The organism is Pantoea sp. 18059 (assembly GCF_902706165.1).
Taxonomy (GTDB): domain Bacteria; phylum Pseudomonadota; class Gammaproteobacteria; order Enterobacterales; family Enterobacteriaceae; genus Pantoea; species Pantoea agglomerans.
Genome location: NZ_CACSJS010000004.1, coordinates 405,750 through 429,645 on the forward strand (window position 1 = coordinate 405,750; position 23,896 = coordinate 429,645).

General features: G+C 55.3%; 20 protein-coding genes and 3 tRNA genes. 8 read left to right on the forward strand and 15 right to left on the reverse strand.

Going from position 1 to position 23,896, the window contains the following annotated elements; all coding sequences use genetic code 11:
• Positions 1 to 86: 86 nt before the first annotated feature.
• The 7 genes from hflX to nnr form a co-directional block, all read right to left on the reverse strand.
• The gene (gene hflX, locus GVJ63_RS13835; protein ID WP_010256119.1) at positions 87 to 1,367 is read right to left on the reverse strand and encodes a ribosome rescue GTPase HflX; all 1,281 of its coding nucleotides are present in this window, start codon (positions 1,365 to 1,367) and stop codon (positions 87 to 89) included.
• 72 nt (positions 1,368 to 1,439) lie between these two features.
• Positions 1,440 to 1,751, reverse strand: a complete 312-nt coding sequence (hfq, locus tag GVJ63_RS13840) for an RNA chaperone Hfq (protein ID WP_010256116.1) — start codon at positions 1,749 to 1,751, stop codon at positions 1,440 to 1,442.
• Between the two features lie 104 nt (positions 1,752 to 1,855).
• Positions 1,856 to 2,806, reverse strand: coding sequence for a tRNA (adenosine(37)-N6)-dimethylallyltransferase MiaA (miaA, locus tag GVJ63_RS13845; protein ID WP_010256112.1), 951 nt, complete (start codon positions 2,804 to 2,806; stop codon positions 1,856 to 1,858).
• Positions 2,799 to 4,664, reverse strand: coding sequence for a DNA mismatch repair endonuclease MutL (gene mutL / locus GVJ63_RS13850; protein WP_089414878.1), 1,866 nt, complete (start codon positions 4,662 to 4,664; stop codon positions 2,799 to 2,801). The genes miaA and mutL overlap by 8 nt, the downstream gene beginning before the upstream one ends.
• Positions 4,665 to 4,710: 46 nt before the next feature.
• On the reverse strand, positions 4,711 to 6,381 hold the full coding sequence (amiB, locus tag GVJ63_RS13855) for an N-acetylmuramoyl-L-alanine amidase AmiB (RefSeq protein ID WP_010256106.1): 1,671 nt from the start codon (positions 6,379 to 6,381) through the stop codon (positions 4,711 to 4,713).
• On the reverse strand, positions 6,378 to 6,854 hold the full coding sequence (gene tsaE, locus GVJ63_RS13860; RefSeq protein WP_010256103.1) for a tRNA (adenosine(37)-N6)-threonylcarbamoyltransferase complex ATPase subunit type 1 TsaE: 477 nt from the start codon (positions 6,852 to 6,854) through the stop codon (positions 6,378 to 6,380). Before tsaE ends, amiB begins: the two co-directional genes overlap by 4 nt.
• Positions 6,851 to 8,371 (reverse strand): bifunctional ADP-dependent NAD(P)H-hydrate dehydratase/NAD(P)H-hydrate epimerase, encoded by a 1,521-nt coding sequence (nnr, locus tag GVJ63_RS13865; protein WP_159227024.1) that lies wholly within the window; start codon positions 8,369 to 8,371, stop codon positions 6,851 to 6,853. Before nnr ends, tsaE begins: the two co-directional genes overlap by 4 nt.
• Here nnr and queG point away from each other — a divergent pair.
• Positions 8,370 to 9,509: a tRNA epoxyqueuosine(34) reductase QueG gene (gene queG / locus GVJ63_RS13870; protein WP_010256097.1), complete on the forward strand. Its 1,140-nt coding sequence runs from the start codon at positions 8,370 to 8,372 to the stop codon at positions 9,507 to 9,509. The genes nnr and queG overlap by 2 nt on opposite strands.
• Positions 9,510 to 9,859: 350 nt before the next feature.
• Here queG and GVJ63_RS13875 read toward each other — a convergent pair.
• The 4 genes from GVJ63_RS13875 to orn form a co-directional block, all read right to left on the reverse strand.
• Positions 9,860 to 9,935, reverse strand: a tRNA-Gly gene (locus tag GVJ63_RS13875).
• A gap of 25 nt (positions 9,936 to 9,960) precedes the next feature.
• Positions 9,961 to 10,036, reverse strand: a tRNA-Gly gene (locus GVJ63_RS13880).
• 28 nt (positions 10,037 to 10,064) lie between these two features.
• Positions 10,065 to 10,140 (reverse strand) — tRNA-Gly (locus GVJ63_RS13885).
• 154 nt (positions 10,141 to 10,294) lie between these two features.
• On the reverse strand, positions 10,295 to 10,843 hold the full coding sequence (gene orn / locus GVJ63_RS13890; RefSeq protein WP_159227025.1) for an oligoribonuclease: 549 nt from the start codon (positions 10,841 to 10,843) through the stop codon (positions 10,295 to 10,297).
• A gap of 101 nt (positions 10,844 to 10,944) precedes the next feature.
• Here orn and rsgA point away from each other — a divergent pair, with 101 nt between their 5' ends.
• The 3 genes from rsgA to mscM all read left to right on the forward strand — a co-directional run bounded on the left by rsgA (position 10,945) and on the right by mscM (position 16,409).
• Positions 10,945 to 11,994: a small ribosomal subunit biogenesis GTPase RsgA gene (rsgA, locus tag GVJ63_RS13895; protein ID WP_010256092.1), complete on the forward strand. Its 1,050-nt coding sequence runs from the start codon at positions 10,945 to 10,947 to the stop codon at positions 11,992 to 11,994.
• 171 nt (positions 11,995 to 12,165) lie between these two features.
• Positions 12,166 to 13,065, forward strand: a complete 900-nt coding sequence (gene asd / locus GVJ63_RS13900) for an archaetidylserine decarboxylase (protein ID WP_010256089.1) — start codon at positions 12,166 to 12,168, stop codon at positions 13,063 to 13,065.
• A gap of 14 nt (positions 13,066 to 13,079) precedes the next feature.
• Entirely contained in the window at positions 13,080 to 16,409 is a 3,330-nt protein-coding gene (gene mscM, locus GVJ63_RS13905; protein ID WP_158148963.1) for a miniconductance mechanosensitive channel MscM, read from the forward strand.
• A gap of 289 nt (positions 16,410 to 16,698) precedes the next feature.
• On the opposite strand, the gene mdh is transcribed toward mscM, so the two are convergent.
• A complete protein-coding gene (gene mdh / locus GVJ63_RS13910; protein WP_159227026.1) occupies positions 16,699 to 17,637 on the reverse strand; it encodes a malate dehydrogenase in 939 nt (312 codons plus the stop codon).
• Positions 17,638 to 18,065: 428 nt separating this feature from the next.
• On the opposite strand from mdh, the gene argR reads away from it, so the two are divergent.
• The 4 genes from argR to yhcN (GVJ63_RS13930) all read left to right on the forward strand — a co-directional run bounded on the left by argR (position 18,066) and on the right by yhcN (GVJ63_RS13930) (position 19,986).
• The gene (gene argR, locus GVJ63_RS13915; RefSeq protein WP_010256080.1) at positions 18,066 to 18,536 is read left to right on the forward strand and encodes a transcriptional regulator ArgR; all 471 of its coding nucleotides are present in this window, start codon (positions 18,066 to 18,068) and stop codon (positions 18,534 to 18,536) included.
• A 474-nt stretch (positions 18,537 to 19,010) separates the two neighbouring features.
• Positions 19,011 to 19,274, forward strand: coding sequence for a peroxide/acid stress response protein YhcN (gene yhcN / locus GVJ63_RS13920; RefSeq protein ID WP_022623941.1), 264 nt, complete (start codon positions 19,011 to 19,013; stop codon positions 19,272 to 19,274).
• A gap of 88 nt (positions 19,275 to 19,362) precedes the next feature.
• Entirely contained in the window at positions 19,363 to 19,629 is a 267-nt protein-coding gene (locus GVJ63_RS13925) for a YdgH/BhsA/McbA-like domain containing protein (RefSeq protein ID WP_010256074.1), read from the forward strand.
• A gap of 93 nt (positions 19,630 to 19,722) precedes the next feature.
• Positions 19,723 to 19,986 carry a peroxide/acid stress response protein YhcN gene (gene yhcN / locus GVJ63_RS13930; RefSeq protein ID WP_010256072.1) on the forward strand — a complete coding sequence of 88 codons (264 nt, stop codon included), beginning with the start codon at positions 19,723 to 19,725 and terminating at the stop codon, positions 19,984 to 19,986.
• A 65-nt stretch (positions 19,987 to 20,051) separates the two neighbouring features.
• Here yhcN (GVJ63_RS13930) and GVJ63_RS13935 read toward each other — a convergent pair whose 3' ends face one another.
• The 3 genes from GVJ63_RS13935 to aaeB all read right to left on the reverse strand — a co-directional run bounded on the left by GVJ63_RS13935 (position 20,052) and on the right by aaeB (position 23,894).
• Positions 20,052 to 20,321 carry a hypothetical protein gene (locus GVJ63_RS13935; protein ID WP_010256069.1) on the reverse strand — a complete coding sequence of 90 codons (270 nt, stop codon included), beginning with the start codon at positions 20,319 to 20,321 and terminating at the stop codon, positions 20,052 to 20,054.
• Positions 20,322 to 20,376: 55 nt separating this feature from the next.
• Positions 20,377 to 21,828 (reverse strand): NAD-dependent succinate-semialdehyde dehydrogenase, encoded by a 1,452-nt coding sequence (locus GVJ63_RS13940; protein ID WP_033780631.1) that lies wholly within the window; start codon positions 21,826 to 21,828, stop codon positions 20,377 to 20,379.
• 113 nt (positions 21,829 to 21,941) lie between these two features.
• Positions 21,942 to 23,894, reverse strand: a complete 1,953-nt coding sequence (gene aaeB / locus GVJ63_RS13945) for a p-hydroxybenzoic acid efflux pump subunit AaeB (protein ID WP_010256064.1) — start codon at positions 23,892 to 23,894, stop codon at positions 21,942 to 21,944.
• Positions 23,895 to 23,896 lie beyond the last annotated feature (2 nt).

Genomic DNA, 23,896 nt, shown 5'->3' on the forward strand with positions numbered 1-23,896 from the left:
AAATACTCGGGTAACGCCAGCGTATTCGGGTCTGCAAAGAAAGTGCGACAATCTTCAATTTTTAAGGTAAATGCGTTTGGGCAATATCAAACAATGTAACTGGTCAGCGACGGTTCCTGCTTACATAAACGCATCCACTCAATAATGGGCATACGAATCTGCAATCCTACACTGCCGTCTTCTTCATTCCACTCTTTCTCAATCGCCTGCAGCTGATAGAAACGGCTGCGAAGTCGCCCCGCTTCCGGTGGCAGACGTAATGCGTGCTGGGCTATTTCACCCGCCAGACGCTCAGACAGCGCCTGCCATAGCAACGGAATGCCTGCGCCTGTCTGGGCGGAAAGCCAGACGCGGATTGGCAGGTTCTCTTCGTTACGATCGATACGTGGTTCGAATCCGTCGAGCATATCGATTTTATTCATCACCAGTAACGTCGGGATTTCGTCCGCTTCAATCTCTTCCAGTACGGCATCGACGGCGGCGATATTTTCCGTGACGCGAAGGTCAGCCCCATCAATCACGTGCATTAACAGCGTCGCCTGACGAGTCTCCTGCAGCGTGGCTTTAAAAGCGGCAACCAGGTCGTGAGGAAGATGGCGAATAAAGCCTACCGTGTCCGCCAGTACCACGTCCCCGACATCAGCAACATTCAGACGGCGCAGTGTGGGGTCGAGCGTTGCAAACAGCTGGTCTGCGGCAAAGACATTGGCGGAGGTCATGGCGTTAAAGAGGGTCGACTTGCCGGCGTTGGTGTAACCCACCAGCGAAACCGTTGGCACATCCGCTTTGGCGCGTGACTGACGTCCCTGCTCACGCTGTTTTTCAACTCGCTCAAGACGAGACAAAATCTGACTGATACGGCCGCGCAACAGCCGGCGGTCCGTTTCTAACTGCGTTTCACCCGGGCCACGTAAACCAATCCCGCCTTTCTGGCGTTCAAGGTGGGTCCAGCCGCGCACCAGACGTGTCGCAAGATGGCGCAGCTGTGCCAGCTCAACCTGCAATTTACCTTCGTGGGTACGTGCGCGTTGGGCAAAGATATCCAGAATTAAACCGGTGCGATCAATGACCCGGCATTCGCACAGGCGCTCGAGGTTTCTTTCCTGAGCGGGCGTAAGGGCATGATCGAATAATACGACCGATGCTCCTGTTGTTTTTACCGCATCGGCAATTTCAACGGCCTTTCCTTCACCGACAAAATACTTGGGGTGTGGCGCTTTGCGGCTGCCAGTAACCACTTGCAGCGCCTCAACGCCAGCAGAAGAGACCAGGGTTTCAAACTCCTGCAAATCTTCTACTTCTTTGTCTTGGGAGAACCAGATGTGTACCAGTACGGCCTGCTCACCGGCTTCATAACGGTCAAACAAGCTATAACCTCGCTAAATAAAAGACCAGGACGGAAAATCGCTGTTCTCCGTTCCTGGCTGTACGGTGACGCGTTATTCTGCGTTATCACCGTCTTGTTGTGGCTGTGGCTGCGCAGTTGTGTTGCTGCCGCCATGATGGTAATTGTTGCTGCCGCCACCGGTATTATTGCTATGGTGAGAAACCGGGCGTGAAGGAACAACGGTAGAAATGGCGTGCTTATACACCATCTGACTCACCGTGTTTTTCAACAAAATGACGAACTGATCAAATGACTCAATCTGACCCTGCAACTTAATACCGTTAACCAGATAAATCGAAACCGGAACACGTTCACGACGCAGTGCGTTCAAAAACGGGTCTTGTAATGATTGCCCCTTAGCCATTCTATCTTTTCCTTATATGCTTGTTGTTTGTTGCAAGTAGAACCTATGGTTCTGAAAAAAACTGCGTAAAAATTTGCGCACGATAACCCATCAATTGTACACAATCACCCATGCTTCGCACTAAGAACCTGTAACACTGTATCACGCGCCAGCCGGGGCTCGTCACTGTCAAGCCAGTGAACATTTTCCCAACCGCGTAACCAGGTCATCTGTCGCTTAGCAAGCTGCCGGGTTGCGCAAATTCCCCGATAAACCATCTCGCTGTAATCGATTTCGCCCGATAAATAAGACCACATCTGACGATAGCCAACACAACGAATGGAAGGCATGTCCGTATGCAAATCACCTCGTGCAAAAAGGGCCCGAGACTCCGCTTCAAATCCTGACGCCAACATCTGCTCAAAACGCAACGCGATGCGCTGGTGCAGCAATTCACGGCTCGCGGGGGCGATGGCAAACTGTTGCACGTCGTAGGGTAACGCTTCACCGGATGTTTTTGTCAGTTCCGTTAAAGTTTTACCCGAAATAAAAAAAACTTCCAGTGCTCGCGAAAGTCTCTGCGGATCATTCGGATGAATACGACTGCCGGCAACCGGGTCGATTTCACACAGCTGGCGGTGTAAAGCTTCCCAGCCTTTTTCACGCGCCGTTTGCTCTATCCGCTGACGAACGTCGGGATCGGCCGAGGGCAACGGCGACAATCCTTCAAGTAACGCCTTGAAGTAGAGCATGGTTCCACCAACAAGCAACGGTATTCGTCCGGCTTCAACGATATCCGCCATTTCTGCTAAAGCATCCCGCCGGAACTCCGCTGCCGAATAGGCTTCAGCGGGATCGCGAATGTCGAGCAGACGATGGGGGGCCACTGCTAACTCCTCAGCCGACGGTTTCGCCGTACCAATATCCATCTGACGATAGATTAAGGCAGAGTCTACGCTGATTAGTTCCACTGGTAACCGCTTACGCAATTCAATTGCTAAAGCAGTCTTGCCAGAAGCCGTGGGTCCCATCAAAAAAATAGCCTTTGGCCGGCCAGCCTGGTTTAATTCACTCATGCTTCAACGCGTTGATCGCGCTCTCAATCTCTATGGGCTGTAATAAGCCTGAAGGCGGCGATTTCAGCAGCTGTGGGCAAAGCCGTTCAAGCTCTGCCAGCAGGTTGATCGCCTGTGAGTGATTCCAGTCGGAGGACTCTGTATCCTGACGCCGCGCCAGCCACTGGGCCAGTTGCGTCGCAGAGATCTCCTGCTGCCGGGCGAGATAGCCTAACAGCTCAGGAATCAAGATTTGTAAATTTTGTGTTCGTAACGGTAAAGGCACCGCGCGTAAGGTCACGTGGTCACCTTCGGGCTGAAGATCAATACCCATCTGATTGAGCAGGCTGCTCTTTTCTTTTGCGGCCTGCCGTTCATCCAGGGCGATTTTGAGCCGCACCGGAATCAGCAGGGGTTGCGGTTTAAGCCCTTCCTCACCCGGTTCAAGCTGCGCCTGTTTCAGCCAGCGCGCCGCGACCGGCAGCGCCATCAGCATTAACTTCTGATCCTGCTCCAGCAGCGCATAGTGGTTTTGCAACACGGTCAGTACCCGGCCAAAGCTCTGGGCATGCGCGGCCAGCGGCGAGGGTTTTTCGGCTGGACGCGGTGCCGGTTCACGGGTTTTTGGCGGCGGCGTGGCGCTGACAGGCGTTTTCAGCAACTGCTGATAAACCGCGCCTTCACGCTGACGATACACGTTCTCTTTGTTTTGCCAGGCCGGCGCCGCTGCGGGCGGTGTTTGCCGCGTGGAGGCTGAAGATTGATTCTCGCTGGCGGGCGCTGAAGGCTGCGCAAAATGATTACCCCCCGCCGCCTGACGGTTTTCCGGCTGCCAGCGCGGTGCGGCTTCTTCTGCCTGCAGCGCAGGCAAAATGGGTGACGCTATCGCCTGTAACGCGCTGACCACGCCCTGATAAATAAAATCATGCACCAGGCGTGACTGATGAAAACGCACTTCATGCTTGGCCGGGTGAACGTTGACATCCACCTGATGCGGATCGATCTCCAGATAGAGCACGTAAGCGGGCTGCTGGTCATCCTGGAGCTGGGTCTGGAAAGCCTGGCGGATAGCGTGATTAATCAGCTTGTCGCGCATCATCCGGCCATTGACGTAGCAATATTGTAACTCGGTGACCTGGCGCGAACCGGCGGGATCGGCGACCCAGCCGCGCAGCGAGAGATCATCATGCTGCCAGTCAATTCGCAGCGCATGCTGAATAAACGTGGTGCCGCAGATAGCTGCCAGTCGCCGTTCGCGCTGGCTCTCCTCGCTGACGGCCCGATACTGACGCATCATTTTGCCGTTGTGGCTCAGTGAAAGCGCGACATCAAAACGCGCCAGTGCAATACGACGGATCACTTCGTCGATATGACCGAACTCGGTTTTCTCTGTGCGCATAAATTTGCGGCGCGCCGGGGTGTTATAAAACAGATCCAGCACTTCGAGCGTGGTCCCACAGGGATGCGCAGCCGGTTTAACCGTTACCGTCATATCACGCCCTTCCGCATAGGCCTGCCAGGCTTCGGTTTGATCGGCGGTACGTGAGGTTAAGGTCAGGCGGGAGACAGAACTGATACTGGCGAGCGCTTCACCGCGAAAACCCAGGCTCATGATCGCTTCCAGATCATCCAGTGAGGCGATTTTACTGGTGGCGTGTCGGGCCAGCGCCATCGACAGCTCGCTTTTCACGATGCCGCAGCCGTTGTCACGAATGCGGATAAGCTTTGCGCCCCCCTTTTCAATATCAACGTCAATGCGCGTTGCACCAGCATCCAGGCTGTTCTCCACCAGCTCTTTTACAACCGATGCAGGACGTTCAACCACTTCACCCGCCGCAATCTGGTTTGCCAGTTGGGGCGGTAAAATTTGTATCGGCATGGTTTTCCTTTTAGCTGGCCGCCCGGCGCAGCGGCCGGGCAAACAATCAGGATGCAGGGATTTTCAGGTTCTGCCCCAACATGACGTTGGTCGATTTCAGATTATTGGTCTGCATTATCGCTTTCGGGCTGACGCCATAATGTGCGGCAATGCCGGTCAGTGAATCACCCACGACCACTTTATGACGCACAACGCCGCGTGGCGTGGCGCGCGTGGTGCGGCTGGCGGCCGCACTGGCCGGCACTTTCAACCGCTGTCCGACCCATACCACATCCCGCTTCAGGGTGTTCATCTCACGCAGGGTCGCCATGCTGACGCCATACTTCGCGGCAATCCCGGAAAGTGTCTCACCGCGCGTTACCGTATGGCGCTGAGTTACGCCGGTATATTGCGTCACCCCGGTCGCCGGGTTGCTGGCGACGTTAACCGCTGGCGACGAGCCCAGCGGCCGGTTTTCCTCCTTTGGGATGGATTGCAGCGGGTGCGCCAGGAAATAAGTGCGCAGACCTTTATAGATCGACTGCGCAATCTTATCCTGGTGTGCGCTACTGCCAAGCAGTCGCTCCTCCGAGGAATTACTGATAAAGCCGGTTTCCACCAGCAAAGAAGGAATATCGGGTGAACGCAGCACGCCAAGACTGGCATGCTCAGGCAGACGTTTATGCAGCGACGTCACGCTGCGCATCTGCTGCAACACTTTCTGGGCGATGTCATAACCGACACGCTGCGAGTGACCGAATTGCAGGTCAAGTACCGCCTGGCTGAGGTAGGGGTCGGCCTGACTGTTAGCCAGCAGGTCACCTGCGCCGCCCAGCAGCTCAGACTGTTTCTCTTTCTGCTCCAGCCAGTTAGCCATCTCGTTATTGGCCCGGCGGTTTGATAATACCCAGACCGATGCACCGGTCGCCGCATGGCTCGGCGCAGCGTCAGCATGAATTGAAACCAGCACGTTGGCGTTGGCTTTACGCGCCACGTCGGAGCGGCCCATAACCGAGATAAAATAGTCGCCATCACGCGTCAGGACGCCTTTAAACATCGGATCGTTATTCAGCAACACCCGCAGTTTACGTGCAATCGCGATTGTGACGTTCTTCTCTTTCAGTCCGCGCTGCCCGATAGCGCCGGGATCCTGACCGCCATGTCCGGCATCAATCGCCACAATCACGGTATCGTTCTGGCTGACGGCCCGGCCAGGACTCACGGTGCTGGCTGTGCTGGTCACGGACGTCACCGGATTCGAATTAAAGGGGTTCGCCGCTGCGGCACTCTGGGTGGGCACGCGCGTCGGGGCCGTTACCGGCGCAGGCACACTGCGCGTAACAGCAGGCGGCTTACCGGTAATGGTGAAGACCACGCTGTAGCTGTTGCCATTGCGCTGGGTGACCGCCCGGGTTTTACCCGCCTGCGTCAGCTCAAACACCAGCCGCACGCTCTGTTTATCTTTCGGGGTGCTGGTGCGAATTCGCTTTACGATGTTTTCGCCGCTGAAATTTAACGGCAGCCCCTGAACCACGCCGCTCTGGCGCACATCAAGCACCACACGGTCAGGATTGCGCAGCGGGAAGAAGCCATAGACAGGTTGTCCGGCAAAGTTCAGGGTGATGGTTGCCTGGCTGTCGCCATTGGCGACTTTGATATCCGACAGGGTGGCAGCAAACAGGGGTGTACAGACCAGCAGCAACAGTGTCACCAGCGCTATTTTCATCCGTGACATCATGCCTGATCCCTGCCCTGACCAAATTGTTCAAGCCATTGCTGGCCCGACGAGGATTGTGCCGTCAGTTCCGCTTCACGCGCCTCACCCACGTAACGCAGCGTTAGCGTGAGATCGGGCGGCGGCAGAAAACCGGCGCCCTGCTGCGGCCATTCAACCAGGCAGATAGCATCGCCGCTGAAATAGTCGCGGATGCCCATGAATTCAAGCTCTTCAGGATCGGCAAGACGATAGAGGTCGAAGTGATAAAGTGTACGGTCGTCCAGCGTGTAAGGCTCAACCAGCGTGTAAGTAGGGCTTTTGACGTTGCCCTGATGGCCCAGCGCCTGCAGAAAGCCGCGGCTGAAGGTGGTTTTACCCGCCCCCAGATCGCCATAGAGATAAATCACTGCCGCGCTGCCACAGGCGCGCGCCAGCTGAGCGCCCAAACTGAGCGTAGCCGCCTCATCGGGCAAAGAGATAACACAGGTCTTCATGCTTCTTTATTCATCTCAGGATTAACAAACTGCCACAGCAGATCCAGTAAATCAGTTGCCAGCATACCGCGCGTACCACGTTCCGCAGCGACCGCATCGGCCGCGGCACCATGTGCAACGCAGCCGGCGCAGGCCGCATCAAACAGCGTCAGTTTCTGGCCCACCAGCGAGGCGATGATTCCACTCAGGAGATCGCCCATACCGCCGGAGGCCATACCGGCATTGCCCACGTCAGCAAAGGCCATTTCACCCTGCTCGCTGGCAATCAGCGTACCGGCACCTTTCAGTACCACTACGCCGCCATAACGCTGCGCCAATGTCTGCGCTGCATGTAAGCGGTCACTCTCAATTTCACTGGTCTCGGTATTCAGCAAACGCGCCGCTTCACCAGGATGCGGCGTAATAATGCGATTCTGACGTTTCTCCGCACTGATTGCCAGCAGGTTAAGTGCATCCGCGTCCCAAAGCATCGGCTTTTCACTGCTCGCTACCCGCTTCAGCGCCCGCTTTCCCCATTCGCGCTGACCCAGACCGGGCCCTATCGCAATGACATCGGCCCACTCCAGCGCCTCCGTCAGGCGCTCATCGGTCAGTTCATCGACCATAATTTCGGGCCGGGCGGTCAGGATCGGAATAATATTATCTTTGTGAGTAAGTACTCGCACCAACCCACTACCGCTGCGCAACGCCGCTTCGGCCGTCATCCGTACCGCGCCAGCGGTACCGGCATCGCCCCCCACTACCAGCAGCCGGCCATGACTGCCCTTGTGCGAGGTTGGTTTGCGCGGCTTGAGCCAGCGGGTTAATGCGCTGGCATCATAACGCGCGATGGGAGCCCCTTCGCCCGCCAGAAAAGCGGCCAGGCCGAGATCGGCATAGTAAAGCTCTCCAATGTAATCTCGCGCTTTGCCAGTGATCTGGCCCGGTTTAAGAGCAACCACACTCAGCGTATGGCTGGCATTAATTACCTCACCGGGCGCGGTGCCATTGCGGGCTGATAAGCCGGAAGGCATATCAATGGCAAGTTTCGGCGCCGCATGAGCGTTCGCCTGCTGGATCAGCGTGGCATAGGGTTCTTCGGGCGCACGATGACTGCCGGTTCCCAGCAGCGCATCCACAATCACATCGATCTGCTCTGGCCAGACCGCATCGGCCGCATGAATTTCACCGCCCGCATCCAGCCACGCGTCTCGTGCACGCTGCGCCTCTTCCGGCAACGCTTTTTCACTTTCGCACGCCAGCAGCGTAACGGTTTTGCCCGCCGCCTGTCCCAGTCGCGCCAGCACATAACCATCGCCACCGTTGTTGCCGTGACCACACAGAATCAGCCAGTGGCTGGCCTCTGGCCAGTGCGCAGTAAGATGCTCGTAAGCGGCCTGTCCGGCACGCAGCATCAGCTCATACAGCGTAATGCCGAGCGCATCGGCCCCCTGTTGCTCAAGCTGGGCCACAGCCTGCGCAGGCCAGACAGAATATGGTAAACTGCGGCTGTTTTTCTTCGAATCCTGGTTACTCATGTCATACCCTCTCGATCTTCATCAATTCGCACAACAGATTAAACAGTGGGGATTGGATCTCGGCTTTCAGCAGGTCGGCATCACCGATACCGATCTCAGTGCGGAAGAGCCGCGCCTGCAGGCGTGGCTGGATAAGCAGTATCATGGCGAGATGGAGTGGATGGCGCGACACGGCATGATGCGGGCGCGTCCTCATGAACTGCTGCCCGGCACGCTGCGCGTTATCAGCGTTCGCATGAACTACCTTCCGGCCAAAGCCGCCTTTGCCAGCACGTTGAAAAATCCCCAACTGGGCTATGTCAGCCGTTATGCATTAGGTCGTGATTACCACAAAGTATTGCGCAATCGACTGAAAAAGCTCGGAGAAATGATCCAGCAGCATTGTGGCGAGCTTAATTTTCGCCCGTTTGTGGATTCGGCCCCGCTGCTTGAGCGGCCGCTGGCGGCCAAAGCGGGACTCGGCTGGACCGGCAAACATTCGCTGATACTGAATCGGGAAGCAGGCTCATGGTTTTTCCTCGGCGAACTGCTGATCGATATTCCGCTGCCGATAGATACACCGCAGCAGGAGCAGTGTGGCCGCTGTGTCGCCTGCATGACCATCTGCCCCACCAGCGCGATCGTTGAGCCCTACGTCGTGGATGCCAGGCGCTGTATTTCCTATCTCACCATTGAGCTGGAAGGCGCGATCCCGGAAGAGTTTCGCCCGCTGATGGGCAACCGGATATATGGCTGTGATGACTGCCAGCTGATCTGTCCGTGGAATCGCTATGGACAACTCAGTGACGAAAGCGACTTTTCACCGCGAGCGGCGCTACACGCCCCTGAGCTGATCGATCTGTTTCAATGGGATGAAGCGAAGTTTTTACGCATCACTGAAGGCTCAGCGATTCGCCGCATTGGTCATTTACGCTGGCTGCGTAATATTGCAGTGGCGCTGGGTAACGCGCCCTGGTCGCCCGAAATCGTTCAGGTACTGGAACAACGACTCGGTGAAAGTGACCTGCTGGATGAACATATTCTATGGGCAATCACGCAGCAGCAGCAGAAACGCGAGCAACTCGTGGTTGAAGTGCAACCTGCCCAGCAGAAGCGCCTGGTTCGTGCAGTAGAGAAGGGTTTACCGCGTGATGCGTGATTGAACAGCTTGATCGCGAATTATCGTTTTCCACATGCTGTGAATAAAAATAAAAAGCTGTTGTCATTCAACTGCAACAACGCTGATTTTGCTGTTAAATAACAAATTGAAATATTTTCATAATGATAAATATCAACAACTTATATAAAAGTTGTGTTTATTTAATAATGCGGCTATCGCTTCGGTTAACCTGCAAGGTTGTGGATAACTCTGTTCAAAAGCCATTTACAGATCGCCGTAACAGGCGCAGATGATGGGGTGCAGTGCTGTGGATAACCTTCATGAAACAATCAAAATCACGCGACGTAAAACAGCCGGCTAACGGACTGAAATGAGGGTGATGTTAAATCTGGAGCGGGAAACGAGACTCGAACTCGCGACCCCGACCTTGGCAAGGTCGTGCTCTACCAACTGAGCTATTCCCGCATAGAAGGGCACTGCTAAATAAAACTGGAGCGGGAAACGAGACTCGAACTCGCGACCCCGACCTTGGCAAGGTCGTGCTCTACCAACTGAGCTATTCCCGCAAAGAGGGTACTGCTTACATTTTAAAACTGGAGCGGGAAACGAGACTCGAACTCGCGACCCCGACCTTGGCAAGGTCGTGCTCTACCAACTGAGCTATTCCCGCGCCTTGTACCGTTAATAAATTCTTCACCGGTACGGGGTGCGCATTATACGAGAAATCGTTGCTGCTGCAAGCGTCTGAAAGCAAAAATTTTCGCTTTCAGCGCGTTTGCTGATTAAATCAGCAACCTGGTGATTTCATGCGCACCCGTCGCCGATTAAAGCAGCAAAAAGTGTTCGCGGTAGTACGCCAGCTCCGCCACGGACTCACGGATATCATCCAGAGCCTGGTGCGTCCCTCCTTTTTTGAAGCCAGGAAGGATATCGGGTTTCCAGCGACGAGCCAGCTCTTTCAGGGTACTGACATCCAGATAACGATAGTGGAAGTACGCTTCCAGCTCAGGCATATACTTAAACAGGAAACGACGATCCTGCCCGATGCTGTTGCCGCAGATAGGCGAGGTGTTCGCCGGAACCCACTGTTTCAGGAACTCAATGGTCGCCAGCTCTGCTGCACGATCGTCAATCTGACTCTCCTTCACCCGCGCAACCAGACCGCTGTTGGTATGAGTGCGGACATTCCACTCATCCATCAGCGCCAGCTGCGCATCAGACTGATGAACGGCCATGACCGGCCCTTCCGCCAGAATGTTCAGGTTGGCATCAGTCACCAGGGTCGCAATTTCAATAATGCGATCGTGCGTCGGATCAAGTCCGGTCATCTCAAGATCAATCCAGATCAGATTCTGTTCATTTCCAGTAGCCATGCTGTTTCCTGCGGTTGCTGTAGTCGTCATTTACGATGAATAAGGTGTATCATAGACGTTTTGCCCAGCCGGGCGAAATCTGGCTAACGCTGTGAGGGTGAGTGAGTAAAAATAAACTGTCGAAGGGCCAACAACGCCGCGTAAGCGCTAACCACGATCGCCGTCTCAACCAACGCAGAGAGCGTCCGGAAGCGGATGACAACCTGTTTGGTGAAGCTGCAGATGGGGTCGTTGTCAGCCGTTTTGGCATGCACGCTGATGTTGAGGATAGCGCAGGCGTCGCCCACCGCTGCAATATCCGCCGAACCATTCGTTCGCTGGTCACCGGCGACCGGGTGCTGTGGCGTCCGGCAACCAGCGGCAACAAAGGTATTGTTGAAGCGGTGCATGAGCGCACCAGCGTATTAACCCGCCCCGATTTTTACGACGGCGTGAAGCCGATGGCGGCGAATATCGACCAGATCATCGTCGTCTCCGCAATCCTGCCTGAACTGTCGTTAAACATCATCGACCGCTATCTGGTTGCCAGCGAAACGCTGGATATTGAACCGTTGCTGGTACTGAACAAAACCGATCTGCTGGATGACAAGGCGCGCGCCTTTGTCGATAAGCAGATGGATATCTATCGCAATATTGGCTATCGCGTGGTGATGGTCTCCAGCCGGGCGAAAAACGGCATGGACGACCTGAAAGCGGCGCTGACCGACCGCATCAGTATCTTTGCCGGTCAGTCTGGCGTCGGCAAATCGAGTCTGCTGAATGCCCTGCTCGGCTTCGACAAAGAAGAGCAGGTCGCTATTCTGACTAACGAGGTTTCGGATGGCTCAGGCTTAGGCCAGCACACCACCACCGCATCGCGCCTTTATCACTTCCCGGACGGCGGCGATGTGATCGATTCACCTGGCGTGCGTGAGTTCGGTTTATGGCATCTTGAGCCGGAACAAATTACCCGCGGATTTGTCGAATTCCGCGCATTCCTTGGCGATTGCAAATTCCGCGATTGTAAACACGGCAGCGATCCCGGCTGTGCCATTCGCGAAGCGGTCGAACAGGGCAAAATCAACAGGTCCCGTTTTGATAACTACCACCGTATCCTGGAGAGCATGGCGCAGGTAAAAACGCGTAAAAATTTCCCTGATGGTGAAAGTTAATCGGTATAACCGCGTCTGAACGGATAAGCCGGGGCATTTTGCGAGGTGCATTCCAGTCGCGCGTCCAGACCGTGCAGCGTGCCGGAATTCGGGTATAGTCGCCATCTGAACGGGGCGCTGCTACAATCCGCCCCCTTTTTTACAACGTCATAAAATAGCCAGGAGGCTAAGGTGTTTGATCGTTTAAAACTCGGCTTGAATCATATTCTCCCGAAGAAATGGCTGACTGAACTTGCCGGTTGGGGCGCCAGTCGCCGCGGTGGTTGGTTGACCAAACTGGTCATTGACATCTTTGTCTGGTTTTACAAAGTCGACATGGCGGAAGCGCGTAAGCCCGATACCGCCAGCTATCGCACCTTTAATGACTTTTTCGTTCGTCCGCTGAAAGACGATGCGCGTCCGGTGGATGCCGATGCCAATCTCATCGCCCTGCCCGCGGATGGCGCTATCAGCCAGCTCGGCCACATTGATGGCGATCAGATTTTCCAGGCTAAAGGTCATCACTACACCATTGACGCCCTGCTGGCGGGTGATGAGCGGATGGCGGCACAATTTGTTGATGGCGAGTTCGTCACCACCTATCTGGCGCCCCGTGATTATCACCGCGTCCATATGCCGTGCAACGGCATCCTGCGTGAGATGATTTATGTGCCTGGCGACCTCTACTCCGTCAACCCGCTGACCGCGCGTAATATTCCCAACCTGTTCGCCCGTAACGAGCGCGTCATCTGCTACTTTGAAACCGATATCGGGCCGATGGTGCAGATCCTGGTGGGTGCCACCATTGTCGGCAGCATCGAAACCGTCTGGGCTGGCACCATCACGCCACCGCGTGAAGGCGTGATCAAGCGCTGGCACTATCCGGCAGCGGATGATGAAAGCGCCGTGGTGCTGTTGAAAGGCCAGGAAATGGGCCGCTTCAAGCTTGGCTCTACCGTCATCAATCTGTTCGCACCTGGCCGCGTCAAACTGGCTGAAAGCCTGGAAGCAGAAAGCAAAACCCGTCTGGGTCAACCGCTGGCGATTGCGCTGCCGGTCGCGACAGACATTTCCGACGTCATCGTCGATTAAATTGAGTGTCCTCTGTGCGTTCGATTCTCCTCCTGCTGCTGAGCCTGTGGCTCAGCAGCCCGGCCTTAGCGGCCAGCCTTCCTGACGCCAGCCAGCTTAAACAGCAGCTGGAAGAGATAAAATCGGCCAAAAGTTCACCCTCGCAGGCTGAACAGATCCAGACGATTGAAGCCGCCTTAAACTTTCTCTCTGAACGCGATGAATCGCTGGAGCGCGCGGCGCAATATCAGCAGGTTATTGATGATTTTCCGCGTCTGGCGCGCGAACTGCGTCAGCAGATCGCCGCGCTGAGTGACAGCGGGAAAACCGTGCGCAACAACATGAGCAGCGCCGAGCTGGATCAGGAGATCCTGCAGGTCAGCAGCCAGCTGCTGGAAGAGGGGCGTCAGGCACGGCAGGAGCAGGATCGGGCGCGGGAAATCAGTGATTCGCTGTCGCAACTGCCGCAGCAGCAGACGGAAGCACGCCGGGCGATGACGGAGAGTGAACGCCGTTTGCAGAGCGTCAGCAGCAGTTCGCCACAGGGGCAGCTGCAACTGGCGGCTCGCCAGGCGGAAAGCGCCGCGAATAAAGCGCTGGTCGATGAACTTGAGCTGGCACAGCTCTCTGCCAACAACCGTCAGGAACTGGCGCGGATGCGGGCTGAAGCCCACCAGCGCAAAGCGACTCAGCTCGATAACTATCTTCAGGCGCTGCGCAACCAGCTCAACGATCAGCGGCAACGTGAAGCCGAAGTCGCGCTGGCCCGCACCGAGCAACTGGCAGAAAACAGTGGCGATCTTCCGCCAGAGATCAGCGATCAGTTTCGGGTTAACCGCGAACTCTCGGTTGCCCTGAATCAGCAGGCGCAGCGCATGGATCTGGTGGCGTCGCAACAGCGACTGGCCACCAACCAGATTATTCAGGTCCGTCAGGCGCTCTCTACCCTGCGTGAACAGTCGCAGTGGCTGGGTGCCTCTAATCTGCTGGGCGAAGCGCTACGCGCGCAGGTCGCGCGTCTGCCGGAGATGCCCAAGTCGCAGCAGATTGATAATGAGATGGCACAGCTTCGCGTGCAGCGTCTCAATTATGAAGATCTGCTGGAGCGCCAGGAGGCGCTGCGCAAGGGACGGCAGGCCGATGGTCAGCCCTTCACCGCAGACCAGAAGCGTATTCTTGATGCGCAGCTACGCACTCAGAGGGAGCTGCTCAATTCGCTGATTTCCGGCTGTGACACGCTGATTCTGGAGATCACCAAGCTCAAGGTTGGCAACACGCAGTTGCAGGATGCGCTGACGGAAGTCAAAGAGGCGACGCACCGCTATCTGTTCTGGACCGCCGACGTTAACCCGATTGGTTTGAGTTATCCGCTGGATCTGGCCAAAGATCTTTCCCGTCTGCTGTCGCTGGATACGCTGGGTCAGCTCGGCAAAGCGATGGCGATGATGTTTACCAGCCGCAACTCGGTGCTGCCGATTATTGGTGCGTTGCTGCTGGTCGGCTTCAGCATCAGTTCGCGCCGCCACTTCAATGCTTTCCTTGACCGTTCCGCCAGCAAAGTCGGCAAGGTCACGCAGGATCGTTTCCGCCTGACTATCCGTACCCTGTTCTGGTCGATCCTGGTGGCGCTGCCGCTGCCGGTATTATGGGGTGCACTGGGTTATGGCCTGCAGAACGCCTGGCCCTACCCTATCGCCGTAGCGATTGGTGATGGCATTACCGCCACGCTGCCGCTGCTGTGGGCGTTTATGATCAGCGCTGCCTTTGCCCGTCCTAACGGCCTGTTCATTGTGCATTTCCGCTGGCCGCAAAACCGGGTGGCGCGCGCCATGCGCTACTACTCGCTGAGCATCGGATTAATTGTGCCGCTGATTATGTTGCTGATCGCCTTTGGTAATCTGGAAGATCGGCAGTTCTCCTCGTCGCTGGGCCGTCTCTGTTTCATCCTGATCTGCGGGGCAATCAGCATTGTCACCGTCAGCCTGAAGCGTTCCGGGATTCCGCTCTATCTCGATAAAGAGGGAAATGGCGAGAACATGGTGAACCGGATGCTGTGGAACCTGATGATCGCTATGCCGCTGATGGCTGCCCTCGCCTCCGCTGTGGGTTATCTGGCTACCGCGCAGGCGCTGCTGGCGCGACTGGAGACCTCTGTCGCCATCTGGTTCCTGTTGCTGGTTATCTATCACATTATCCGGCGCTGGATGTTGATTCAGCGTCGCCGTCTTGGCTTTGATCGCGCCCGTCAGCGCCGTGCCGATATGCTGGCTAACCGTGCGCGCAGTGAAGAGGAGAAGGAGCAAGGCTCTCTGAACACTGATGCGATTGAAATTGAAGAGCCGGTAATTGACCTGGATGCGATCAGTGCGCAGTCGCTGCGGCTGGTACGCTCTATCCTGATGCTTATCGCCCTGGTCTCTGTGATTGTGCTGTGGTCAGAAATCCATTCGGCCTTTGGCTTCCTGGAGAATATTCAGCTGTGGGACGTCAGTACCTCAGTGCAGGGCGTAGAGTCGATTCAGCCCATCACCCTGGGGTCAGTGCTGATCGCCATTCTGGTGTTTATTATCACCACCCAGCTGGTGCGCAATATGCCCGCGCTGCTTGAGCTGGCGCTGTTGCAGCATCTTAATCTGACGCCAGGTACGGGTTACGCCATCACCACACTGACCAAATATCTGCTGCTGTTGATTGGCGGGCTGATTGGTTTCTCAATGATTGGTATTGAGTGGTCGAAGCTGCAGTGGCTGGTTGCCGCGCTGGGTGTGGGACTGGGGTTTGGTTTGCAGGAGATTTTTGCAAACTTTATCTCAGGTCTGATTATCCTGTTCGAAAAGCCGATTCGTATCGGCGATACCGTGACGATCCGCGATCTGACCGGCAGTATCACGCGAATTAATACCCGCGCGACCACTATTACCGACTGGGACCGCAAAGAGATCATCGTGCCGAACAAAGCCTTTATCACCGAGCAGTTTATTAACTGGTCGCTGTCCGATTCCGTGACGCGCGTGGTGCTCACCATTCCGGCTCCGGCGAAAGTCAGCAGTGAACAGGTGACCACCATTCTGATCCAGGCAGCTGAACGCTGCAGCTATGTCCTGGACACGCCGCAACCGGAAGCCTTCCTGGTCGATCTGCAGCAGGGAATTCAGTTATTTGAACTTCGTGTGCATGCTGCTGAGATGGGACACCGTATGCCGCTTCGTCACGAACTGCATCAGTTGATTCTCAGCGGATTTGATCAGCACGGTATTGAGATGCCGTTCCCGCCGTTCCAGATGCGTATGGAAACCCTGGGCAAGAAGCTGCCTGCCAGCAACGGTACACCCGCTGCCCGCGCCTATAAGTCTGGCGGACTGTAATGCAAAACGCCCGGCTGAGCCGGGCGTTTTCATTCTGCTGACACACTCTGATCAGTTTTAATCTTACAGCGGTGCATAAACCTGAAGCGCAGGGAACACGGTCAGAGGAGGAAAGCGTCCCGAGCCAGGGATGGCGCGGGCCGAGCACGTCATGGATGACAGCTTTTGCGTCTTTCCGATCTGACCGTGTTTCCTTCGCGGGCTCAATCTTATAGCAAGACGGGCCTGGATTTGCCAACAAGTAAAACGCCCGGCAAAGCCGGGCGTTATTGCAAGCCTGAGCCGTCAGTTACTGTTTAACGAACTCTTCGCCCTGGGCGATATCTTTCTTCAGCGTATCCAGCATGCCTGACAGCGCCTGCTGTTCATAAGTGCTGAGGGTACCAATCGGCCTGCGTTCAGCCACACCGTTTTTACCCAGCAGCAGCGGCTGGGAGAAGAAGCGCGCATGTTCACCCTCGCCTTCTACGTAAGCACACTCCACCACATTAGCTTCACCCTTCAGCGCGCGTACCAGTGACAAACCGAAACGTGCAGCTGCCTGACCCATCGACAGCGTGGCCGAGCCGCCACCCGCTTTGGCTTCCACCACTTCGGTGCCGGCGTTCTGGATGCGTTTGGTCAGATCGGCCACTTCCTGATCGCTGAAGCTGACGCCTTTAACCTGCGACAGCAGCGGCAGAATGGTTACGCCAGAGTGGCCACCAATGACCGGGACTTCCACCTGGTCAGGCTGCTTGCCTTTCAATGCAGCCACAAAAGTATTGGCGCGAATGATATCCAGCGTGGTCACGCCGAACAGCCGATTTTTGTCGTAAACACCGTGCTTTTTCAGCACTTCTGCCGCAATGGCCACGGTGGTATTGACCGGGTTGGTGATGACACCAATCAACGCTTTAGGTGCCGTTGTGGCAACCTGTTCGATCAGGTTACGGACGATGCCTGCGTTAACGTTAAACAGGTCGGCGCGATCCATACCGGGCTTACGTGCGACACCAGCGGAAATCAGTACCACATCGGCACCCTGTAAGGCAGGCGTGGCGTCTTCTCCACTGAATCCCTGAATAGCCACTGCGGTAGGAATATGGCTGAGATCAACGGCAACACCCGGCGTAACCGGCGCGATGTCATACAGCGAGAGTTCTGAACCTGCGGGAAGCTGGGTTTTGAGCAGAAGTGCGAGCGCCTGGCCTATGCCGCCAGCGGCACCGAGAACGGCAACTTTCATTCTTAACTCCTTATTAAGGTGGGGCAGAGATGGGCCGAAATTCTATCTGTGTCAGACCTTAATCAACTGCTCAGGCGATGATAAATATCCGTTGTTAATTCTACGTGTTTTCACACTTAATCTCCGGATTCAAAAGTTACTTATCATTGCACCTGAATGACCGACAACTTTGCCGTCGTCAGACAGAGAACGGCTACGTGCGTTTTCTGTTACTACACCACCAATAATATAACAACTTTGCAACCTTCGCCTTCCGGGGCTGTGACGCGTGTTTTGGTCTGAGCGGATTTATTTGCTATTATCGCCGCCCGCTAGCCGCCCGGACGCTGCTCATCAATCGAACGATTGCATAAAAATGCATATAAATGCATAATCACCACTCTGCCGCGGGCGGATGCGCGGTTATTCTCTCTATTTATTGGTAACCTATGCGAAACCCATCGAAACAAGACGATCTGGTTAAGGCTTTCAAAGCCTTATTAAAAGAAGAAAAATTCAGTTCCCAGGGCGAAATTGTTCAGGCGCTTCAGGACGAGGGCTTTGAAAATATCAATCAGTCCAAAGTCTCGCGGATGCTGACCAAGTTTGGCGCAGTGCGCACCCGGAATGCCAGGATGGAGATGGTCTATTGCCTGCCCGCTGAGCTGGGTGTGCCGACCACCACCAGCCCGTTAAAAAACCTGGTACTGGATATCGACTACAACGATGCCCTGGTAGTGATTCATACCAGTCCCGGCGCAGCGCAGCTGATTGCACGTATGCTGGATTCACTGGGTAAGTCGCACGGGATTCTGGGTACCATCGCTGGCGATGACACAATCTTTATTACCCGCGCGCGCGACTTCACCGTTAAGCAGCTGCACGGCGCCATCCTCACCCTGTTTGAACAGGAACTCTGATCGCGGACTGACGACCGGCCATCATGCGCCAGATCGTCAGTTCGTTCTCTCTGCTCACCCCTTTCCACAACAATTACCCGCTCTGGATAAGTAATAAGCCTGCTTTAACACGCCCGGCTGTTGGTCAGATCGATAACTCTGCTTCACTTTCTGCGCTATTTTACACTGCTTTACATCACTGAACCGGCACCATTGCCCGGATCCAGATCAAACTCCAGCCCGATGCACGCCCGACTTTCGCACTAAAAGTTAAAGTGATCTATCTCACTGTTTTTGCAATTAAAAGTGGCTTAAAGGTTACTTTTCATCCTTTTTTTATAACGTTAAGTTATTAAAAGTAGCCATAAGGATAAAGAATCACAAAAAAACATTATTAGCGGGGTATTAATTTCTGACGTTATTAGTTCTATACTTCTTTTCGTGATGCAAATCACACTAAATAAAAAGATAAAAATAGACGACGAGGAAAAATCTATGAACGTAAAAACTACCATTGCTACCCTGAGCATTCTCTCCGCACTCTCATTTGGTGCTGTGGCAGCAGAATCTATTGATGCGTCACAGGCGCAGAATCTGCAGGCTGTCGGCACCATCAGTGTCAGCGGCGTGGCGGGTTCACCGATGGATATCAAACAGAAACTCAGCGACAAAGCCGATCAGCAGGGCGCAAAAGCCTATCGCGTGATTGAGGCATACAACAACGGCAACTATCACGCTACCGCCGCACTGTATAACTAAGGCGTAACCGATAATGCCATCTGCTCTCTGTCTGACGCGCCCTTTTGCGCTCCGGAGAGCTGAAGCAGAAATTTCAGGAGAGTTGACCATGAAAATGAAATTAGCTATCGCTGCACTGAGTCTGGCATCCCTGTTCTCAGTGGGTGCTAACGCCGCCAGCCTGGTGTCCAATGAACAGGCACAGGGTCTGCAGCCAATGAATCAGACCATCAGCATTGGTGGACGAAATGGCGACCAGACGCATATCCGTCAGGTGCTGTCAGAGAAAGCGGATGCCCAGGGCGCAAGCCACTATCGCATCATCGAAAACAACCAGGATAACACCTGGCATGTCACCGCTGAGCTTTATAAATAATTAACCGTGATGACGCCTGAAGGGCGTCAGAAGATATCGACGACCCGCCTTTACGAGAAACCGCAGGTTGTTGAATGTATTGAGGAGATAATCATGAATATCAAAACAACCATCGCTACAGTCAGTCTGCTTTCCGTTATGGCGTTCGGCGCATCAGCCGCACAGCTGGTCACCGGCGATCAGACGCAGAACCTGCAGCCTGCGGGCACCGTGACCATCAGTGGAACCGCGGGATCGCCAATGGATTACCGCGCTGAGCTTTCTCAGAAAGCGGATGAACAGGGTGCCAGCGCCTATAAAGTTATTGAGGCGCGCACCGGCGATAACTATCACATCACCGCACAGCTTTATAAATAATTCCTCGTCAGATGTATGACGAACCCTTTGGCCCCGCTCGCCGGGGCCTTTTTTTATCTGACGTTTTATCTGACGTTAAAGTGAAGCTGACCTTCCAGCTCCTCTTCCGCTTCATCAAATAACAGAATCAGCGCGCCATAACGCCGTCGCTGTCCCCTGCCCAGATTAACAAACTCAATCTCCAGCGGCAGCGGTAACAGATCGCCCGTCACCACATCCCATAATCCATCCAGATCGCAGATGCGGCGCTCCTCCAGCGCAAATCGCTCGCTGAACTGGCGGAAGAAATGGGCCTGATCGACAATTTCATTAAAATCAAAACGCTCGATTTTCATGCTGACGGCTCCCATGCTCCGTCTGCGGGCGACCTTCGCCGCCCGTTACTGTCCGCTAGCTCAAACCGCCCAGGTGCAGCGCTTTGACCTCCAGATACTCTTCCATGCCGAGTACCGAACCTTCGCGGCCCAGCCCCGACTCTTTCACACCACCAAACGGCGCCAGCTCGGTTGATACGGCACATTCATTAATGCCAATCATGCCGCTTTCCAGCGCGGCTGAAACACGGAACACCCGCTGCAGATTCTGGGTGTAAAAGTATGCGGCAAGGCCGAACGGCGTATCGTTAGCGCGACGGATGACGTCATCTTCATCATCAAAGCGGAAACAGGCAGCCACCGGACCAAAGGTCTCCTCCTGCGCGAGCTGCATCCCTTCGTGCGCCTCAGTAATCACAGTGGGCTGCCAGAAGTTGCCACCCAGCGCATGTCGCTCGCCACCCGCCAGTAATTTGCCACCTTTTGCTACCGCATCATTGACGTGCTGCTCAACCTTTTCCACCGCCGATGCCTCAATCAATGGCCCGACAATCACGCCCTCTTCCATGCCGTTGCCCACCTTCAGCTTGTTCACTTCGGCAGCCAGCTGCTGAGTGAAACGATCATAGATTGCATTATGAATGTAGAAGCGGTTTACGCTGACGCACACCTGGCCCGCATTACGGAATTTGTTGGCAATGGCGCCCTGCACGGCGGCATCAATATCGGCATCGTCAAACACGATATAAGGGGCATTACCCCCCAGCTCCATCGACACTTTTTTCATGGTTTCGGCAGCATTACGCATCAGCAGCTTGCCCACCTGGGTGGAACCGGTGAACGAGATTTTACGTACCGCTTTGCTGGCCATGATGGCATCGCTGATAGCATGGGTATCACCGGCTACCGCATTCAGTACACCATCAGGCACGCCTGCCTCCTTCGCCAGCGCCAGCAGGGCAAAGGCGGAGAGTGGCGTGTTATTGGCAGGTTTAATAATGCCGGTGCAGCCGGCAGCCAGAGCTGGCCCCAGTTTGCGGGTTAGCATCGCCATCGGGAAATTCCACGGCGTAATGGCGGCCACAACGCCAATCGGTTCGCGGGTTGCCAGAATACGGGAGCCGGGTTTAGCTGGCGGAATAATCTCACCGTTGGTCCGTTTCGCCTGCTCGGCGAACCACTGAATAAAACTGGCGGCGTATTCAACTTCCCCTTCCGCCTCTTTCAGGGGCTTGCCCTGTTCGGTCGTCATCAGCTGTCCCAGCCAGCGCTTGTTCTCAATGATCAGCTGGTACCAGCGAGTGAGAATTTCAGCGCGCGCTTTTGCAGTCTGCGCCCGCCAGGCGGGAAATGCGCGCTCCGCTGCGGCGATAGCCTGTTCCGTTTCAGCTTTACCCGCTTTTGCCACCTGTGCAATCACCTCACCGGTCGCCGGATTGGTCACGTCAAAGGTAGAAGCCGCCTGATGCCACTGGCCGTCCGCTAAATAGCCGGTCCGGAACAGTTCGCTCTCTTGCAGTGATTTCATTGATTCGCTCCTGTCAGTTTTGCTCTTCCGTCTGGAGAGTATAGTTGGCAAAAGCGACAGATTTTGTGATGGGTGGGGATTGCGCAGGCCGCTGCAGGTCACAGCGGCCAGATTCAGATTTGGATGAGCGTGTTCTGGTACTTATCCAGCATCATAGCCAGTCGTTTTACCGGTTCCGTTACGCTGGCGGGAGCCTCGTAATGGGCCAGTTTTTCCTGATAGACATCCAGCTCTTTCAGCAGACGTTCAAAGTAGTAACGCCGCTTGTCATCGCTGCTGGCGGAGATCACCCGGTCAGCGGTGTAACGCAACTGCCGGTGATAAGCAGAGAGATCGGCATTCACCGGCACTTCTGCGTCGCGTAACCGCTGATGACCGATGATCAGCGTCAGGGCGATGCGATATTTGTTGATATCACCCGGAAACAGGTTCAGCAGCAGAAACAGTTGCTGATAGAGCGCTGGCAGATGGTTTTCACGCCGGCGCGCCTGATTGGTCGTCATGGCAGAGACAGCCGCATACATAAAGCGGTTCAGCAGCTTGCGGCCGGTGCGCGCTTTTGATTTATCACGAATCAGCAGGATCACCATCATCGCCACGAAGCAGCCGATGACCTGGCCCAGAACGTTATCGAGAAAGACGTTAATGTGGAATTCCATCGGATTATCCAGCACCAGAACGTTAAGGGTGCCAATCAACGCCCCGAGCGTGCCGAGCTGACGCCGCTGAATGAAGATACCACCGATAAAACCGAGCAGGCCGATTGCGATGCAGAGCAGCAGTGCGCTCTGCTGCGTCGCCGGGAGAACATACATAAAGTAGAGCGCGCCCAGCGGAACCGCGACCGTCATGCCGTAGAGAAAGTCCTTTGCCATCATCAGCGGGTTGGGCATGCGCATCGCCAGCGCGGTGATGACAGCCAGCATGACCATGCAGCCACTGCCAGAGGTCCAGCCGGTATAGAGCCAGAACAGCGAACCCAGTGCGGTCGCCACAAAGGTACGGATACCGTTGATCATCGCATGATGCGTTTCAGCGGAACGCGCCTGGATCACCACCTCGCGCTGCAGAATCTCCTCTTCCAGCGAGGTGATCCGGCTATTACTTTTGATCCCTTTCAGCAGCAGCAGATATTCGGTAGCAGTGCCTACCCAGCTGGCCAGCGTGACCGGCGTTGATTTGCCGCTGGCACCAATCACCCGCCGCATCACTTTCATCCGCTTATGCACCTCTTCAACGGTCGAGGCTGGTTTTTCAACCATCAGACGATACTGGGGCGGAATGTAATCAGGACGGGAATTCTGGATCAGAAAGGTTTCGGCTGCCTGTGTAATCAGCGTCAGCGACAGGGTATTGAGCATCTGCAAACGGCGATTGCTGTTCTTCCAGCGTGAGGATTCCATCATCAGCTGGCTGCGCATGCTGTTCAGCGCCGTGGTGCGCCGTACCAGCGCGCTCCAGGCTTTATCGACCTCTTCTTTATCACCGTGAGCGACGCAGAGTTGCAGCAGGTTATAGTGTGCCACCAGCAGCGAATCGACCTCAGCGTCGATCACTTTTTTAATCGAACGGGGTGAGAAAATCATGTCGGCCAGAATGGCACACAGAATGCCGAGTACGATTTCACTGCAGCGCTCTACCGCATATTGTGGCACCAGCGTCAGACCGCCGCTGGCATTAGCCGTCACCACAATAATCAGCGCGGTGTAGCCCGCCAGTCCGAGCGCGTAAGAGTTTTCTACCTTGATCAGCGAAGAGAGCCAGACGCAGAGTCCTGCCCAGATGCAGCACAGCAGCAGCATCACGACCGGTGCACGCACGGTGGCAATCATGATGGTCAGCGCGGCGATACAGCCAATAAATGTCCCGATAATACGCAAAACGCCGCGATAGCGCAGCGCCCCTGAATAGGGGTCACCCCCGGCCGCAAACGCGGTACCGCCAGCTACGATACCGGCGGTCATCACCGCCCAGCGCGGCGTTTCAAGGTTAAAGTGAAAACCCACCATCAACGCTAACACCAGCGCAAAGGTGAGCTTTACCGGGAACCGCAGGAACTCGATCATAT